Annotated in this window: 11 protein-coding genes; 7 read left to right on the top strand and 4 right to left on the bottom strand. The window is 66.3% G+C overall.

Going from position 1 to position 17,375, the window contains the following annotated elements; translation table 11 throughout:
• Nucleotides 1-157 precede the first annotated feature (157 nt).
• The 4 genes from G3N99_RS08325 to G3N99_RS08310 all read right to left on the bottom strand — a co-directional run bounded on the left by G3N99_RS08325 (nt 158) and on the right by G3N99_RS08310 (nt 7,077).
• Entirely contained in the window at nt 158-3,571 is a 3,414-nt protein-coding gene (locus G3N99_RS08325; protein ID WP_206122120.1) for a transglutaminase family protein, read from the bottom strand.
• Between the two features lie 95 nt (nt 3,572-3,666).
• Nucleotides 3,667-4,647: a transglutaminase family protein gene (locus tag G3N99_RS08320; RefSeq protein WP_174941818.1), complete on the bottom strand. Its 981-nt coding sequence runs from the start codon at nt 4,645-4,647 to the stop codon at nt 3,667-3,669.
• An 8-nt stretch (nt 4,648-4,655) separates the two neighbouring features.
• Entirely contained in the window at nt 4,656-5,597 is a 942-nt protein-coding gene (locus tag G3N99_RS08315; protein ID WP_124577526.1) for an alpha-E domain-containing protein, read from the bottom strand.
• A 64-nt stretch (nt 5,598-5,661) separates the two neighbouring features.
• Nucleotides 5,662-7,077, bottom strand: a complete 1,416-nt coding sequence (locus tag G3N99_RS08310; RefSeq protein ID WP_043183281.1) for a circularly permuted type 2 ATP-grasp protein — start codon at nt 7,075-7,077, stop codon at nt 5,662-5,664.
• A 602-nt stretch (nt 7,078-7,679) separates the two neighbouring features.
• On the opposite strand from G3N99_RS08310, the gene G3N99_RS08305 reads away from it, so the two are divergent.
• From G3N99_RS08305 to G3N99_RS08275, 7 genes are all read left to right on the top strand, one after another.
• On the top strand, nt 7,680-8,678 hold the full coding sequence (locus G3N99_RS08305; RefSeq protein WP_174935829.1) for a LysR substrate-binding domain-containing protein: 999 nt from the start codon (nt 7,680-7,682) through the stop codon (nt 8,676-8,678).
• Nucleotides 8,679-9,404: 726 nt separating this feature from the next.
• Nucleotides 9,405-9,842, top strand: coding sequence for a hypothetical protein (locus tag G3N99_RS08300; RefSeq protein ID WP_174936198.1), 438 nt, complete (start codon nt 9,405-9,407; stop codon nt 9,840-9,842).
• Between the two features lie 63 nt (nt 9,843-9,905).
• Nucleotides 9,906-10,718: a hypothetical protein gene (locus G3N99_RS08295; RefSeq protein ID WP_206122119.1), complete on the top strand. Its 813-nt coding sequence runs from the start codon at nt 9,906-9,908 to the stop codon at nt 10,716-10,718.
• A gap of 105 nt (nt 10,719-10,823) precedes the next feature.
• Nucleotides 10,824-13,508 (top strand): poly-beta-1,6 N-acetyl-D-glucosamine export porin PgaA, encoded by a 2,685-nt coding sequence (gene pgaA / locus G3N99_RS08290; RefSeq protein ID WP_206122118.1) that lies wholly within the window; start codon nt 10,824-10,826, stop codon nt 13,506-13,508.
• A 15-nt stretch (nt 13,509-13,523) separates the two neighbouring features.
• Nucleotides 13,524-15,617, top strand: coding sequence for a poly-beta-1,6-N-acetyl-D-glucosamine N-deacetylase PgaB (pgaB, locus tag G3N99_RS08285; RefSeq protein WP_206122117.1), 2,094 nt, complete (start codon nt 13,524-13,526; stop codon nt 15,615-15,617).
• Nucleotides 15,614-16,885 (top strand): poly-beta-1,6-N-acetyl-D-glucosamine synthase, encoded by a 1,272-nt coding sequence (gene pgaC, locus G3N99_RS08280; RefSeq protein ID WP_206122116.1) that lies wholly within the window; start codon nt 15,614-15,616, stop codon nt 16,883-16,885. Before pgaB ends, pgaC begins: the two co-directional genes overlap by 4 nt.
• The gene (locus G3N99_RS08275) at nt 16,863-17,351 is read left to right on the top strand and encodes a Biofilm PGA synthesis auxiliary protein PgaD (protein WP_174935839.1); all 489 of its coding nucleotides are present in this window, start codon (nt 16,863-16,865) and stop codon (nt 17,349-17,351) included. The genes pgaC and G3N99_RS08275 overlap by 23 nt, the downstream gene beginning before the upstream one ends.
• The last annotated feature ends 24 nt before the right edge of the window (nt 17,352-17,375 follow it).

The raw sequence follows: 17,375 nt of genomic DNA, 5'->3' as shown, positions 1-17,375 counted from the left end.
TCAGGGCGCGGCCGCGCATGCGCGCCGCCACGTGGGCGGCGGGCTGCGGCGCGCGGCCGCAATCTGCCCGCATCCTAGCATTCCGGCAGGGCCGCCAGCGACCGGAACCGCCGGGTATTGCGAACCGCGCATCATCGTCCGCCTCGTCATCGTCCAGTCACGGCCGCCGCAGGTCGAGCGTGAACGGGAATTCACGGCTCGGCGCGGCAGCCGCGACATCCATCCGCCCCGGCGTATGCCCCATCTCGACGAAGCGTGCGAGCCGGCGGCTCTCGGCTTCGTATGCATTGACCGGGAACGTCGCGTAGTTGCGCCCGCCCGGATGCGCGACGTGATAGCGACAGCCGCCGAGCGAGCGCTGCAGCCACGTATCGACGATGTCGAACGTGAGCGGCGCATGCACGCCGAGGGTCGGATGCAGCGCGGACGGCGGCGACCACGCCTTGTAGCGCACGCCCGCGACGTATTCGCCGACGGTGCCGGTCGGCTGCAGCGGCAGCGCGCGGCCGTTGACGGTCACGACGTGCCGGTTGTCGTTGAGCCCCGTCACGCGCACTTCGAGCCGTTCGACCGACGAATCGACGTAGCGCACCGTGCCGCCGGGCGCGCCCTCCTCGCCCATCACGTGCCACGGCTCCAGCGCGCCGCGCAGCGACAGTTGCATCCCGTTCACCGCGATCTGACCGAACAGCGGGAAGCGGAATTCGAAGTGCGGCGCGAACCACGCCGGATCGAACGCGAAACCGGCATCGCCCAGTTCGGCCAGCACATCGTCGAAATCCATCTGAAGAAACTCGGGCAGCATGAAGCGGTCATGTAGCGCGGTGCCCCAGCGCGTGAGCGGCGTCGTGTACGGTGCGGCCCAGAAACGCGCGACCAGCGCGCGCAGCAGCAATTGCTGCACGATGCTCATCCGCGCATGCGGCGGCATCTCGAATGCGCGCAGTTCGAGCAGGCCGAGCCGGCCGGTCGACGAATCCGGCGAATACAGCTTGTCGATGCAGAACTCGCTGCGATGCGTGTTGCCGGTCACGTCGATCAGCAGGTTGCGCAGCACGCGGTCGACGAGCCACGGCGGCATGTCCTGCCCGAACAGCAGCTTGTTGCGCTGGATCTCCGCGAACGCGATGTCGAGTTCGTAGAGCTGGTCGTTGCGCGCTTCGTCGACGCGCGGCGCCTGGCTCGTCGGCCCGATGAAAAGCCCGGAGAACAGGTACGACAGCGACGGATGGTTGTGCCAGTACGCGATCAGGCCCGCGAGCAGGTCCGGGCGACGCAGGAACGGGCTGTCGGCCGGCGTCGCGCCGCCGAGCACGAAGTGGTTGCCGCCGCCCGTGCCGACGTGGCGGCCGTCGACCATGAACTTCTCGCTGCACAGCCGCGACTGCCACGCAGCGTCGTACAGGAATTCGGTGTGGTCGACGAGTTCGTCGAAGTTGCTGGCCGGATGGATGTTCACCTCGATCACGCCGGGATCGGGCGTCACCTGCAGCAGCTTCAGCCGCGCGTCGCGCGGCGGCGGATAGCCTTCCAGGACGAGCTTCACGCCCAGCGCGTGCGCGGTCAGCTCGATCGCGCCGAGCAGGTCGAGATAATCCTCCAGCGCGGCCAGCGGCGGCATGAACAGGTACAGGATGCCGTTGCGCACTTCGACGCACAGCGCGGTGCGCGTGATCCACGCGGCCGACTCGAAGCGCTCGGGAAGGCGACTCGGGTCGCGCGCGGCCGGCCGCCCGTTCCTGGCGGTGCCGTCGTCGCGCCACTGCATCACGGTCTGCGCGGACGCCTCGCGATGCACGCCGGACAGGTAGCGCGGCGCATCGGCCGGGCCCGCGTAGCGCGCGCGGATCGCGGCGGCGTCAGGCAATGCGGCGCGCGGCGCGAACGGATCGCGCTCGACCAGATACGGATAGTCGGCGCGGCTCGCCCACGGCAGCGAATCGAGCGGCAGCCGATAGCCCATCGGCGAATCGCCGGGCATGAGGTACATCCGTTCGTCGCGGAAGAACCACGGCCCCGTCTGCCAGCGCGGGCCGTCGAGGCCAGGCGTTTCCTCCGTGCGCTTGACCGGCAGCACGTAGCCGACCACGCTGTCGAGCTTCTGCTCGAACACCTTGCGCAGCCGCGCACGTTCGAGCTCGTCGTCGAGACGCGAGTCGAACGGGTCGACGTTGACCGGCAACCGGCGCTCGCGCCACAGGTAGTACCAGACGTCCTCGTAGCCGGGCCGGATGAACTCGTCGGTCAGGTTCAGCCGCGCGGCGAGCGCATCGATGAAGCGCTTCGCATCGTCGGTCGTATGGGCGGATGGCTCGCGCTCGTCGGCGAACAGCGACGGATCGTGCCACACGGGCTGGCCGTCGGCACGCCAGAAAATCGACAGCGCCCAGCGCGGCAATTGCTCGCCGGGATACCACTTCCCCTGCCCGAAATGCAGGAAACCGCCGTCGCCGTATTCGGCGCGCAGCCGTTGCACGAGTTCGGTCGCATAGCCGCGCTTGGTCGGGCCGAGCGCGTCGGTATTCCACTCGGCGCCGTCGCGATCGTCGATCGACACGAAGGTCGGCTCGCCGCCCTGCGTGAGCCGCACGTCGCCGGCCGCCAGCGCGCCGTCGACCTGCGTGCCGAGCGCCAGCACACCGTCCCATTGCGATTCCGTATATGGCTTCGTCACGCGCGGCGATTCGTACACGCGCGTCACGGTCATCTCGTGCTCGAACGACACCTCGCATTCGTCGATCAGCCCCTCGACCGGCGCGGCGCTGGTCGGCTGCGGCGTGCAGGCCAGCGGAATGTGACCTTCGCCGGCGAGCAGGCCCGAGGTCGGATCGAAGCCGATCCAGCCGGCACCCGGCAGGTACACCTCGCACCATGCGTGCAGGTCGGTGAAGTCGACCGACGTGCCGCTCGGGCCGTCGAGCGACTTCACGTCGGGCGTGAGCTGGATCAGGTAGCCCGACACGAAACGCGCGGCAATGCCGAGATGGCGGCACAGCTGCACGAGCAGCCATGCGCTGTCGCGGCACGAGCCGGAGGCCAGCTCGAGCGTCTGCTCGGGCGTCTGCACGCCCGGCTCCATCCGCACGAGATAGCCGATGTCGCGCTGCAGTTGCTGGTTCAGCGCGACGAGGAAGTTCACGGTGCCGGCCGGCGTGCGGTCGACGCCGTCGACATACGCGCGGAACAGCGGCGCCGCGCTCGTCTGCGGATCGCACGCGAGATACGGCGCGAGCTCGGTCTTCAGCGCATCGTCATAGCTGAACGGGTATTGATCGGCGCTCGCTTCCAGGAAGAAGTCGAACGGGTTGTACACCGACATCTCGGCGACGAGATCGATCGTGACCTCGAAGTACTCGGTGCGCTCCGGAAACACGAGCCGCGCGAGATAGTTCGAGAACGGGTCCTGCTGCCAGTTGATGAAGTGCTGCGCGGGCTCGACCGTCATCGAATACGCGAGGATCGGCGTCCGGCAGTGCGGCGCGGGCCGCAGCCGCACGACCTGCGGGCCGAGGTTGACGAGCCGGTCGTAGCGATAGCGGGTGGTGTGATGCAGCGCGACGTGGATGGACATGGGAGCTCGGTTCGGGTTGAGCCGACCGGGCGCGCGTCGCGCTCAACGCGACGCGGCAGCCCGGCCTGGCGGATTCGGCGAAAGCGTGCGCGAGGTCAGACGAGCTCGGGCGTCTGCACGACGCTGATCTCGACACCGACGGCCGTCGCGCCGAGCCCCGTCACCGGCTGCGCGTCGCGGTAGTCGAGGCCGACCGCGATGCGCACGTAGCGTTCGTCCGGGCAGCGGTTCATGAACGGATCGAACCCGACCCAGCCGAGCCCTTCGACATAGGCCTCGGCCCACGCATGGCCGGCCGGCTGCTGCATCAGTCCGGCCGCCTGCGGCTGCGCGCCGAGCGCCGGTTGCGGCATTCCCTGCGACTGCGCGGCGTGCGACGCGCCGAGCACCTGCTGCATGCCCTCGCCGCTCTGCAACGCGAGCGCCTCTTCCTCCTCCTCGACGTCGCCCGCGCTCTGCTTCGCGTCGGCGATGCGCTGCATCGCGCTGTCTGCCAGCACGTAGCCCGAGATATAGCGCGCGGGAATCTTCAGCACGCGTGCGGCCGCGATGAACGCATGCGCATGGTCGCGGCTCGTGCCCTCGCCGCTTTGCAGCGCGGTTTCCGCGTCGACGGGGGCTTCGGCGGCCAGGTTCGGCGCATACGCGATGCGGTCGTGCACTTCCGTCATCAGCCAGTGCAGCGCATCGAGGCTGTGCGGCTCGATCGGCAGCGCTTGCGCGAGCGCACGCACCGTGTCACCGGCCTTCGTGAGCGCCGTTTCGCGCTCGAAGATCCACGGCGGCGCATAACCTTCTGGATTCCCGAGAATGCCCGCGCGGTCCTGCGTCTCGACGACGCCGGCCGCGATGACGACGATCTCGGCCTTCGCGCCGCGGTCGTGCCGCACGAGGTCGATCCGGTTGCCGAGCCCGTCGGCGTACGACAGCGACGGCTCGACGCCGTCGATCGTGACCTGCCACGCGCGCACCGTCTGCCCGGGGCCCGATTGCGGGCGCAGCCGCAGTCGTTGCAGCGCATGGGTGGCTTGATCGTCGAACTGATAACGCGAGATGTGTCGGATGGCGAGTCGCATGGCAAGTCTCAGTCGAAGTTGTAAGCCTGGGCGATTTCGAGCCCGAGGCTGTTGTTGCGGCCGATGAAGTCGGTCAGGAACTCGTGCAGGCCGCTCTTGAAGATCCGCTCGACCGAGGTATCGGACAGCATCTGCAGGATCTTCGTGGCCGTGTCGTGACACGGGTGTGTCACACCGTAATCCTTCGCGAGCAGGTTCAGGCTCGACACGACGCGCCCGTAGCAATAGCGCAGCGAACGCGGCATGCGGCCGTTCAGGATCAGGTAGTCGGCGATGTTCATCGGCTTGTACTGCACGTCGTACACCCAGCGGTACGAACGGTGCGCGGCAACGCAGCGCAGGATCGTCTCCCACTGGTAGTTGTCGAGGATCGTGCCGACGTGCGACACCGACGGCAGCAGCAGGTGGTATTTGACGTCGATGATCCTCGCCGTGTTGTCCGCGCGCTCGACGAACGCGCCGATCTGCGCGAAATCGAAGATCTCGTTGCGCAGCATCGTGCTGTAGAAGCTGCCGAGGATCAGCGCGGTTTCGCGCTTCACCTGGTCGAGCACGGCCGGCAGTTCGCTCTCCGGCACCGGCTGCGCGAGCCCGCGACGCAGCGCGAGCCACGCGCCGTTCACGCTCTCCCACGCCTCGCGCGTGAGCGCCGTGCGCACCATCCGCGCATTCGAGCGCGCGGCCTCGATGCACGACAGCACGCTCGACGGGTTGTCGCGGTCGCGCAGCAGGTAGTCGGTCACGGTATCGGCCGCATACGCGTCGTATTTCTGCCGGTAGCCGTCGTCCGTGCCCGAGCTGACGAGCACCGACGACCATTCGGCCGGCGCGTCGGACGTGCGCGTGAGCGCCATCCGCAGCCCGGCATCGACGATGCGCGCGATGTTCTCCGCGCGCTCGATATAGCGGTACATCCAGTAGAGACCGCTTGCAGTTCGTCCCAGAAGCATCTCGTGTCCACTCCGTCTTCGTTCGGTTCGCGCGCCAGTGCCGGCGCATGCGGTCGCGTCCGGCTCAGTCGGCCAGCACCCAGGTGTCCTTGGTGCCGCCGCCCTGGCTCGAGTTGACGACGAGCGATCCCTCCTTCAGCGCGACGCGCGTGAGCCCGCCCGGCGTGATGCGGATCCGGTCCGACACCAGCACGAACGGCCGCAGGTCGACGTGGCGCGGCGCGAGGCCGGCTTCGGTCAGGATCGGGGTCGTGGACAGCGCGAGCGTCGGCTGCGCGATGTAGTTCGCGGGGCGCGCGCGCAGCTTCGCGGCAAACGCTTCGAGCTCGGCCTTCGACGCGCACGGCCCGACCAGCATCCCGTAGCCGCCCGAGCCGTGCACTTCCTTCACGACCAGTTCGTCGAGATGGTCGAGCACGTACTTCAGGCTGTCGGCCTCGCCGCAGCGCCAGGTCGGCACGTTCTCCAGCAGCGCCTTGCGGCCCGTGTAGAACTCGACGATCTCCGGCATGTACGAGTAGATCGCCTTGTCGTCGGCGATACCGGTGCCGGGCGCGTTCGCGATCGTGATGTTGCCCGCGCGGTACACGTCCATGATCCCCGCGACGCCGAGCACCGAATCGGGGCGGAACGTGAGCGGATCGAGGAACGCGTCGTCGACGCGGCGGTACAGCACGTCGATCGGGCGGAAGCCCTCGGTCGTGCGCATCGCGACGCGGCCGTCGATCACCTGCAGGTCGCTGCCCTCGACGAGATGCACGCCCATCTGGTCGGCGAGGAACGAATGTTCGTAGTACGCGGAATTGTGGATGCCGGGCGTGAGCACGGCGACGGTCGGGTTGTCGGCGTTGCCGCCCGGCGGGCACACGGCCGCGAGCGACTGGCGCAGCATCTGCGGATAGGTCTCGACCGGGCGCACCTTCACCTGCTGGAACAGCTCCGGGAAGAGCTGCATCATCGTCTCGCGGTTTTCCAGCATGTACGACACGCCGGACGGCGTGCGCGCGTTGTCTTCCAGCACGTAGAACTCGTTCTCGCCGGTGCGCACGATGTCCACGCCGATGATGTGCGTGTAAACGTTTCCGGGGGGCCGGAAGTCGATCATCTCCGGGATGAATGCTTCGTTGTGCGCGATCAGGTGCTTCGGCACGATGCCCGCGCGGACGATTTCCTGGCGATGGTAGATGTCGTCGAGGAAGGCGTTGAGCGCCATCACGCGCTGCTCGATGCCGAGCGACAGCCGGCTCCATTCGGCACCCGAAATGATGCGCGGGACGATGTCGAACGGAATCAGCCGCTCGGCGGCCTCTGCGTCGCCGTAGACGGCGAACGTGATGCCCGTCTTGCGGAACACGCCTTCCGCGTCGTGGGCTTTCTGGGCGAGGCTCGCGGGATTCTGGGTGTCGAGCCACTGCTTCAGGCGCGCGTAGGGCGCCCTTACCATGTCGCCGGATTGCAGCATTTCATCGAATGGCTTCATCGATCTTTTCTCCATCGATCGTTTTCCCCGGCATTGCGCATGCCGGACCGGCGTAACGACTGCGTCGCAAGGAACGTGCCTTGCGCGATCCCCTCGATAATCCCCCCTTTTTACGCCGCGCCAGGCACGCCCGCGCGGCATTGCGCACCACCGCGGTGCAGCGCCCGACGCAACGGGCGACGACGGTGCGTCGCCAGCGCGCACGGTTCATGCTGCGCCGCGTCTTCCGAACATAGTTCCCCCGCGTGTCATGAATGTGCAATCTGCACTGCACAAAAAAATGGGCCGCCCGGGCGCCGGACCACCGGAACGAAAGGATGGGAAGGCGGGCCGGCACGCACACGGCGCAACCGGCCCTGGGGGGAAGTACCGTCTGCGGCCGCATCGGCAGTTCGACGCGATGAACTGTCCGGTGAGCCGGGTCCGGCACCTCAACGCTATGCAGCCGTAATCCCGCCGACAACGCTCATGCATATTTCGACTGACACCCATCGAAAAAAAACATCGGGTCGACCGGCGCGAGGCGCGGTACGCTAGAAAGTTGGTGCAGCAAACGGTGCCGCCGCCTTTCAGGCGCCCGACTATAAAAAGCGAAGATCGAAATGGAAGCAAAGTGGCTGGAAGATTTCCTGAGCCTTGCGGATACCAAGAGCTTTTCCCGGGCCGCGCGTAACCGGCACCTCACGCAGTCGGCATTCAGCAGACGAATTGCCGCACTCGAAACCTGGATGGACGCGAAACTGGTCGACCGGAGCATCAACCCGATCACGCTGACGCCGGCCGGCCAGATGTTCCGCGGGCTCGCCGCGGACATCCTGCGCAGCATGTATGCGGCGCGCAATCTCGTGAACGGCTACGACCAGTTCGCGGCCAGCGACCAGGTCGTGCGTTTCGCGGTTGCCCACACGCTCGTCTTCACGCTGTTTCCCGAATGGCTCAAGCAGCTCAACGGCGAGGTCGGCCACGTGACCGCGCGCGTCAACGCGGTGAACGTGCCGGAAGGCGTGCAGCAGCTCGTCGAAGGGGAATGCGACCTGCTGCTCGGCTATCACCATCCGCAGTTGCCGATCGTGCTCGATCCGAACCACTTCCCGTTCGTCAGCCTCGGCGTCGAACGGATCCTGCCCGTGTCGACACCCGATGCGCGCGGCAAGCCGGTATTCCAGCTGCCGGGCACCCCCGATGCCCCGCTGCCGCTGCTCGCGTATTCGTCGGGCGCGTTTCTCGGCAACATCGTCGAGATGCTGCTGCTGAATGCCACCGAGCCGTACGTGCTGCACCGGTGCTTCGAGACGCACATGTCCGAGGCGTTGAAGGGCATGGTCGTGGCCGGGCACGGGATCGGCTGGCTGCCGGAAAGCTGCGTCGCGAAGGAGCTCGCGGAAGGCACGCTCGTGTGCGCGGGTTCCGGCGACTGGATCACCGAGCTCGAAATCCGCCTGTACCGGTCGGCCCGCAAGCGCGGGCTCGCGGCCGAACAACTGTGGACCTACATCATGAACCGGCCGCGCACGGCGGCCGAAGGTGCAGTCGGCGCGGTCGAACCCGCGGCCGCGCCGGCGATGCGCATCGCGCGGCGCAGCGTGGGCGGCAGCCGCTGATCTTCGCGTTTGCATTCGCGTTCGCGTTCGGGTCGTGTCCGTCGACGACGCGAACGCGAATACGGTTTGCATCCATCCGGTATGCGCATGCATCTGCGTCACTTCCCTGCGCACGCGACCCACTCCCCGGTAGCAAGCAGCGATCCCGCTATAGCCTGAAAAATGACTACGCCAGACCCGTAATCGTTATCAGATGAATCGCAATCGTTTGCGTTTCCGGGATGATTCTTTTACACGCGACATCGCGCGCCGGCATATTCCATCTGATTATCAGGACAGAAATACCCTGTTACAGAACAAATTAAAAGTTTCGATTTACCTGTAACAATCTAAAATATCAAAAACGTCGCACCCTCATTTCATATCGTGCGACCTGTATCCGGATCGATATCAATTTACCCGGAACACAGCCGCAAAAATTCCTTTTATCAGTCGTTATTTTTCGGCACGAAAGTCGATACATCCGACGTGATTCAAGGCGTACCGGATCATCGCTACCGAATAGCAATATCCATATCCGGCAATATCGACTTTCTTCAGCGTTAAGAGAGCCATACGAATCCATCGTTATCCTATTTAAATAGGATCTTTAACTGCCGTCCCATTCCGGCCACACGCGGTTGTTCGTTCAAAATCCATCGTGTATCAATAGCGTGTCGCAAAAAGAACGCTGGCAAATCTGACTCGGAATAAATGCTCTCCATTGATTCCGGACGGGAGGTTGCAATGTCTTCCTCGTTTCGACAGCATGCTCGCCCCTTCCTGAGCGCCGCCATCTCCGCGCTCTGCATGAATGCGATGGCCCAGACGCTCGCGTCCCAGCCACCCGCCCCTGCCGCCGCGTCCGATCCGGGTGCGGGCCGCTACGTCATTTCGTATATCTGCGGCGATGCGCGGATCGACGGTACCGCACCACTTCCGCCCGACGGCCGGCCGTACAACCTGGGCGTGTCGTTTGCTTCGGCCAAGACGGGGCAGCCACTCGCCAACGTCCAGGTGCGCCTGCGGCGACATGGCCGCGTACTCGTCGAGTTCAATGCGCCGGGGTCGCGTTGCCTGTTCAGCGTGCCCGACGCGAGCTACCGGGTCGAAGGCACCTATCAGGGAGCGACCCAGTTCGCGATCGTCGAAACGGGTGCGCTGACCACGCAATTGAAATGGTGAGCACCACCTGACCCCGCCCGGAACGCGACTTTCACCGCAACGTATCGAATCGAGGAGCTTTGAATGACTCGTGCAGAACGACAAGACGACTCGCTCGCTCACCCGCCGAAACCCACCTGGGGCCCGGGCAAGAACGCGGCGCTCAGCTTCGTTGCATTCGCGGCCATCTTCGGCATCTTCGCCTACGCCGAACGGGACACGACGGTCGGCCATACGAGCGTGACGCACGACATCTCCGGCGTGATCGGAACCGCCGTCGGGAAAACCCGCAAGGCGATCGTGACCCTTGCCTCGCGTGCAACCGGCATGTCCGGAACCGGCACGTCCGCGACCTCAGCGGCGACCGAGCCGGCCCCGACACGCGTGCAGGCCACACCACCCACGCCGCCGCTGCAGGTAGCGTCGACTTCGGCTCCGCTCGAAGTATCCACCGTGCCGCCTGTCACGCTCGCGGTCGAACCGGGAGCCGCGCCGCGGCCCGCACCCCGCGCCGTCGCGAAACACCGGCAGCCGCAGCATGCACCGCCCGTGACGCTCGCGGCCGGTACGCATGCGACATCGGCCTACGGTCGCGCCGCCACGCGGCACGGTGCCGCGCATCGTGCGCAGCGTGCCGACATGCTGGCCGGCACGAGCCGACGCATGGACTTCGCGCCCAAACCCCGATCGTATGGCACCGACACCGTGCACATGCAGACGGCCAGCATCACGCACGCGGAGCTGGAAAGCGCGCGGGCGCTGGCGAAGGCGCGCTCGTGCGCGGTGATCGACGAATGGAACTGTGTGGAACACAACGCGAGCCGTGCGCTTGCGATCGACCCGACGAACAGCGAATCGCGTGCATTGCTCGGTCAGGCGATCCGCAACCGGCTGTAAGCCGGATCCGCATCGCCGGGCACTCGCAGCCCGGCCGTGCGACGCCTGACGACGTGCGTCGTCAGGCGAGCAACCGATGTGATCGTTTCGAAAGGAGGACACCTCGTGGACAACAATCGTCGACAACAATGCACCACCGTCGCTCCGTCCAACCGGCGGATCCTCCTGCATGCGCCGCTGGTGTTGCTGCTCGTCGCGTCCGGCCCCTGCTTCTCCGCCGACGGCGAGACGGAAGCGGGCCGCGTCAATGAAATCGCCGGGACCAACGGCGCGCCGAATGCGGCACCGCGCGACCTGCAGCCAACGGTCGTGTCGATCCAGATCGCCCAAGCCGACAGCGTCCCGCCCCCTCATGCAACGACGCCGATCGCGCAGGCGTCCGATGCGTCGATGCAGATCGCGCAGGCGTCGAACCCGCAGCCGCCCATGCCGACGACGGTCGTGGTGGAACCGGAGGCGCCGCAATCGAGCGCCCCGGCGCCGGCCGCGCAAGCGACGAATACGCCACCGGTTGCGCCGACGCCGGACGCGCCGATGCTGCTTGCGCAGGCAGAGAACGCCCGACCGCCCGAGGCATCGACGCTTCCCGCCTCGACGATGTCCGACACTTCCGCATCCGCTTCGCCCGCGGCGATCGCACCGGCTTCCGACACCCCGCCGAAGGTCGCAGAAGCCGCGCCCACCGCGCCGTCGATAGCGCCGACGCAGACCGCGCAGGCATCCGGCACGCCGATGCCGAACTCGCCTGCGCCCGTTCCCCAGATGCCCGGCTCGCCACCGCCGTCGCCACCGACGCCGAACTCGCAGACGCCCGGCGCCCAGCTACCCGGCGAACCGACCCAACGATCGCAAGGCCCCGACGTCGAGACGCCGAATCCCCAGGCGCCGAATCTCCGTACCGCCGACGTCGAGACCGTGCGCAACGACGTGTTCGGCCTCGCGGCAAGCGGCGGCGCGATCAAGGCGCTCGACGAAGCGAAGGCACGGCCCGATGCGTTCTCGGCCGTCGACATCGCGCAACTCGAAGAACTGGCGATTCGCCAGCAGGTGCGCGGCGGACGCGACAAGTCGCGCTCGATGACGAGTTCCGACCGCTTCGACGGGATCGACAACGCGCTGCGCGCGGCCGACGATCTCGACAAGCGGATGCCGAACACGCCCGAGTACACGCCGGTCCGGACGGCGCTCGCGGGCGACCGCACGGTCGCCTATGCGGCGCGCGGCGACATGAAGACGGCCGTCACGACGTTCGAGACCATTCCGTCCAACGCGGAGATCTCGATCGATGCGCTGTCGGCCGTCGGCGACGCCTACCTGTACCTGAGCGAACCGGGCAAGGCGAACGCCGTGTACCAGCGCGCGCTGAAGCAGGCGACCGCGTCGCCGACGGATCGCGCGACCCGCGGTTTCCAGTATGGCGCACGCACGCGCCCGATCGAACTGCGCGAAGGGCTGTTCTGGTCGTACATCGACCAGGGACGCGCGGCGGACGCGAAGCAGGTGCTCGATGACATGGGCAATGCGCTGCCGCCGGCCAAAGAGGTGCAAACCGTCGGCCCGGAGGAAAGCGACTATCTGCGCTACTACCGGCTGCGCGCGCAATACCTGATCTTCACCGGTCACACCGATCAAGGGATCGCCGCGCTCGAAGAACTCGAGAAGCAGGTGCCGTTCAACGCGGAAATCCGTGCCGCGCACGCCGACGCGGTGTCCGGCCAGTCGCATCCGCGCCAGGCGATCGCGATGTATCGCGCGTCGCTGACCGACCACCCGGACAGCGTCGAGATGCTCGCGGGCCTCGGCCGCGCGGCGCTCACGGCGGACGACTACGCGACCGCGAAGAACGTCGACCAGACGCTGGACAACACGTTCCCGGACAGCGGCGCCGTGCGCGGCTTCAAGCGTGACTACAACGCGTACCGCAGCCCCGTGTTCACGACCGACCTGAGCTACGAGCACGGCAACAGCGCACTGGCCGACAACAGCTTCACGTCGGACAGCTATGTGTATTCGCAACCGTTCGGCGACAACTGGCGCGTCTTCTCGCATACGTTCTTCGGCTATGCGCAGACCGACTCCGGCAACGTCAGCCGCACGCGCACCGGCGTCGGCGGCGACTACCGGCACGGGCCGCTCACGGTCCAGGGCGAAGTCACGCGTTCGTTCGGCACGGACGGCCGAACCGGCGGCCGCGGATCGATCGCTTACGCGCTGAACGACTACTGGACGGTCAGCGGCGGGCTCGACACCAACGACAACTCGCTGCCGTGGAAGGCGTATGCCGCGCACATCTGGGGCCGCTCCGCGAACGTCTCGGTGGTGTATCGCCAGAACGACCGTCGCGAGGTCAAGCTGAGCTACGGCGTGAGCCGCTACAGCGATTCGAACCTGCACCAGGAGATCTCGGCGACCGCCACGCAACGCGTGTACACGAGCGCCAACCAGCAGGTCAACGTCTCGCTGGATCTCGGCACCGACAGCAACACGCGCCAGGACGCGCCCTACTTCAACCCGAGCCGCGACTATGCAGCCGCGGCCACCGTCATGCACCAGCTGACCCTGTGGAAGAAGGGCGACATGGGGCTGCAGCAGCGCGTCTCGGTGTCCGGCGGCGTGTACAACGAGCGCGGCTTCGGCACCAGCCCCCTGTGGAGCGCGCGCCTCGAGCACGCGTGGACGTTCAAGCACGACATCACGCTGAGCTATGGCGTCGAAGTCAGCAGCCACGCATACGACGGCGAGCGCGAACGCTCCGAAACCGGCTTCATGTCGGTCAACCTGCCGTTCTAGCAAGGAGATCGAGCAATGCAATCCAGACGGACCTTCATGTGCGGATGCCTCGGTACATTTGCCGCCTGTTCGCTGTTTCCTGGCGTGACCAACGCCAAGATGATCGACCTGCTGCCGCCTTCCGACCCGGCCGACGGCAAGACGTTTCGCGTGATCTGCATGCATGACGTGCGCGACAACCTGATGGCGTCGTTTTCCTCGAAGTCGGCGATGATCGACCCGTTCGCGGTCGATACCGGCACGCTGACCGCAATCTTCTCGTGGTTGCAGACCAACAACTACCACACCATCACGGTCAAGCAGATCGAGGAGTCGCGGCACGGCGGCAAGCCGCTGCCGCCGCGCGCGGTGCTCATCACGTTCGACGACGGCTTTCGCAGCCACTACACGAAGGTGCTGCCGCTGCTCGAGCGGTTCAAGTATCCGGCCGTGATGGGCATCGTCACCGCGTGGATCGATACACCGCTGGATACGCCGATCCGCCTCAGCGACAAGGTCCAGGTGCCGCGCGATTACTTCATGTCGTGGGACGAGGTGAAGAAGCTCGGCCAGTCGCAGTTCGTCGAGCTCGGCTGCCACACGCACAACCTCCATCACGGCGCGATCGCGAATCCGCAAGGCAACGAATTGCCGGCGACCACGTCGCACCTCTACCTGCAAGACGAGAAGCGCTATGAAACCGACGCCGAATTCGAAGCGCGCGTGCACAACGACCTGCAGACATGCGTGCGGCAGATCCACGAACATACCGGCATCGTCGCACGCTCGATGGTGTGGCCATACGGCGCGGAAAATCAGCCCGTGCGCCAGATATCGACGTCACTCGGCATGGACATCCAGTTCAGCCTCGATTCCGGCCCGAATACGCCGGACGTGCCGCTGGACCGGCTGCGGCGGATCCTGATGATGTACGACGTCGACATCGGCGGGTTCGAGCGCTCGATGCGCGAGCCGGCATCGAACCGCGGCGACGTCGACGTGCCCGAGCGCACCGTGCAGGTCGACCTGGACCAGGTCTACGATCCGGACCCCGCGCGGCAGGAAGCGAATCTCGGCAAGCTGATCGAACGCATCTACCGGATGCAGCCGAAATCGGTGTACCTGCAGGCGTATGCGGACCCGAAAGGCACGGGCGTGGCCGAATCCGTGTACTTCCCGAACCGGCACCTGCCGATGCGCGCCGACCTGTTCTCGCGCGCCGCGTGGCAGCTCAACACGCGCTCCAACGTGCAGGTGTACGCATGGATGCCGGTGCTCGCGTTCCGGCCGCCGGCCGACAAGCTGCGCGGGCTCGAGGCCGTGAGTGCCTACGGCGGCGCGCCGGCCCGCGAGAACGGCACGCGCACGTTCCGGCTGAGCCCGTTCGATCCGGATGCGCGGCTGATGATCCAGCAGATCTACGAGGATCTCAGCAAGCACGCGTCGTTCAGCGGCATCCTGTTCAGCGACGATGCGGTGCTCGACGACTACGAGGATGCGGGCCGGCACGCGCTGCGCATCTATTCGCAGTGGGGGCTGCCGGCCGACGTCGGCAAGATCCGCGAGAACCCCGACCTGCTGAAACGCTGGACCCGGCAGAAGTCGCGCTACCTGATCGACCTGACCCGCCAGCTCGAACAGGTCGTGCTGGCCCACCAGAACGTGGGCGACGTGCTGACCGCACGCAACATCTTCGCGATGCCGGTGCTCAAGCCCGAATCGGAAGCGTGGTACGCGCAGAACTACGACGATTTCCTCGCCACCTACGACTACGTCGCGCTGATGGCGATGCCGTACATGGAACAGGCGAAGGATCCCGAAGACTGGATGGACCAGCTCGTGCGGGCCGTCCGTGCGAAGAAGCTCGGGCTGAAGCGCACCGTGTTCGAACTGCAGTCGTACGACTGGCACGCGCACAAGGACGTGGCGGCCAGCACGCTGCTCGCGCAGATGCGGCGGCTGCGCAGCGAGGGCGCGGTGAATTTCGGCTACTACCCGGACAACTTCCTGAACGGTCAGCCGGATCTCGACGCGATGCGCGACGTGATGTCGCTGAAGTCGCGCCTCGACCCGACCTCGATCAACGCACTGATGCAGATGCAGAAAACCCAGGGGACGAAGACGCCATGACAACCCACAGCATCATCCAGCGCCTGCAGGATTTCGTCTTCTACTATCCGTTCTTCATGTCTTACCTGTGGATGATCGGCGGCGTCGTGCACTACTTCCTGCTCGAGGAAGGCCGCGAGCTGTCGACGCGGACGATCGCGTCGAGCGGCATTCCGAAGATCTCGATCGTCGTGCCCTGCTTCAACGAAGCCGCGAACGCGCGCAGCGTGATCAGCCACCTGGACCGGATGCAGTATCCGAACTACGACATCATCGCGGTCAACGACGGCAGCCGGGATCGCACCGGCGAGATCCTCAACGCGCTGGCCGTCGAGATCCCGCGGCTGCTCGTGATCCATCACGCGCGCAACGAAGGCAAGGCGGTCGGGCTCACGACCGCGGCGGCCGTGTCGAATGCGGAATACCTGCTGTGCATCGACGGCGATGCGCTGCTCGCGCATGACGCGATCGGCTGGATGCTCGAACATTTCCTGACCGACCCGGGCGTCGGCGCGGTGACCGGCAACCCGCGCATCCGCACGCGCACGTCGCTGCTCGGCCGCATGCAGGTCGGCGAATTCTCGTCGATCGTCGGGCTGATCAAGCGCACGCAGCAGGTGTACGGCCGCATCTTCACGGTATCCGGCGTGATCACGATGTTCCGCAAGACCGCGCTCGCCGACGTCGGCTACTGGAGCTCGGACATGCTGACCGAGGACATCGACATCAGCTGGAAGCTGCAGTGTCGCGACTGGCGCGTCGTGTACGAGCCGCACGCGCTGAGCTGGATCCTGATGCCCGAGACGCTGAAAGGCCTGTACCGGCAGCGGTTGCGCTGGTCGAAGGGCGGCATCCAGGTGCTGATGAAGTACGCGGGCACGCTCGCGCGACCGACGCAGATGATGATGTGGCCGCTGTTCGCCGAGTACCTGATCGGCATCGCATGGGCCTACTCGATGTCGTTCATCCTGCTGCTCGCGCTCATCAATGTGGTGTACCCGCTGCCGCAAAGCTGGCACGTATCGGTCGTGCCGCACTGGCACGGCATGCTGCTGGTCGCCACCTGCATCCTGCAACTGATCATCGGCAGCATGATCGATCGTCGTTACGACGAAAAACTCCTGATGTATTTCCTGGACACCGTCTGGTATCCCGTCGCCTTCTGGCTGATCAGCATGATCACCACCGTCGTCGCCCTGCCTGCCATCGTGCTGCGGGGCCGCGGCAAGCGGGCCGTATGGGTCAGCCCCGACCGAGGCATTCAACATGAAGAACGCGCCGATTATTGACCTTTCCCTGCGCGCACCGCGCGACATGATCGCCGAGCGCGGTCGCCTCGTCGGGTCTGCCATGATCATCTGGTTCCGGCTCTTGCGGCCGGCACTCGTGGGCGCCGTGTGGGCATCGATCTGCATCTACACGTACCGCTACCTGCTGCCGTTCAACCCGGCCGAGATGCCGATCGAACAGATGGTGTTCTATGCGACTTCCATCGCGATCATCGCCGGCACCATCGTCACGTGGCTGATCGCCGGGCGCGTCGTGCATCCGCTGGCGTACCGGTTGCGCGTATCGAAGATGCTGCGCCGCTCGGCCAGCGCCAAGGTGCGCTCGGTGCCGGCGAACGCGCTGGCCGGCGCCCACCGGCGCGGCGCGCGGCGCACCACGCGCATTCTCGTCGCGTCGCACGACGCGAACGGCTCGATTTCCGGCATCGAATGGGTAACCCACGCGGGGCCGCAGCCCCGCGAGTAGGTCAGCGGAGACGCGCCGCCGCGC

Origin of the sequence: Burkholderia sp. Ac-20392, assembly GCF_017104585.1 — a bacterium.
Lineage (GTDB): Bacteria > Pseudomonadota > Gammaproteobacteria > Burkholderiales > Burkholderiaceae > Burkholderia > Burkholderia lata.
Note: the sequence above shows the minus strand (reverse complement) of the source record. Positions and strands in the feature narration are given on the sequence as shown.

Excerpts from the sequence above, each read along its gene's own strand:
- G3N99_RS08325 (WP_206122120.1), bottom strand. The coding sequence starts at position 3,571 with ATGTCCATCCACGTCGCGCTGCATCACACCACCCGCTATCGCTACGAC.
- G3N99_RS08275 (WP_174935839.1), top strand. The coding sequence starts at position 16,863 with ATGAAGAACGCGCCGATTATTGACCTTTCCCTGCGCGCACCGCGCGAC.
- pgaC (WP_206122116.1), top strand. The coding sequence starts at position 15,614 with ATGACAACCCACAGCATCATCCAGCGCCTGCAGGATTTCGTCTTCTAC.
- G3N99_RS08320 (WP_174941818.1), bottom strand. The coding sequence starts at position 4,647 with ATGCGACTCGCCATCCGACACATCTCGCGTTATCAGTTCGACGATCAA.
- G3N99_RS08295 (WP_206122119.1), top strand. The coding sequence starts at position 9,906 with ATGACTCGTGCAGAACGACAAGACGACTCGCTCGCTCACCCGCCGAAA.
- G3N99_RS08300 (WP_174936198.1), top strand. The coding sequence starts at position 9,405 with ATGTCTTCCTCGTTTCGACAGCATGCTCGCCCCTTCCTGAGCGCCGCC.
- G3N99_RS08310 (WP_043183281.1), bottom strand. The coding sequence starts at position 7,077 with ATGAAGCCATTCGATGAAATGCTGCAATCCGGCGACATGGTAAGGGCG.
- G3N99_RS08305 (WP_174935829.1), top strand. The coding sequence starts at position 7,680 with ATGGAAGCAAAGTGGCTGGAAGATTTCCTGAGCCTTGCGGATACCAAG.
- pgaB (WP_206122117.1), top strand. The coding sequence starts at position 13,524 with ATGCAATCCAGACGGACCTTCATGTGCGGATGCCTCGGTACATTTGCC.
- G3N99_RS08315 (WP_124577526.1), bottom strand. The coding sequence starts at position 5,597 with ATGCTTCTGGGACGAACTGCAAGCGGTCTCTACTGGATGTACCGCTAT.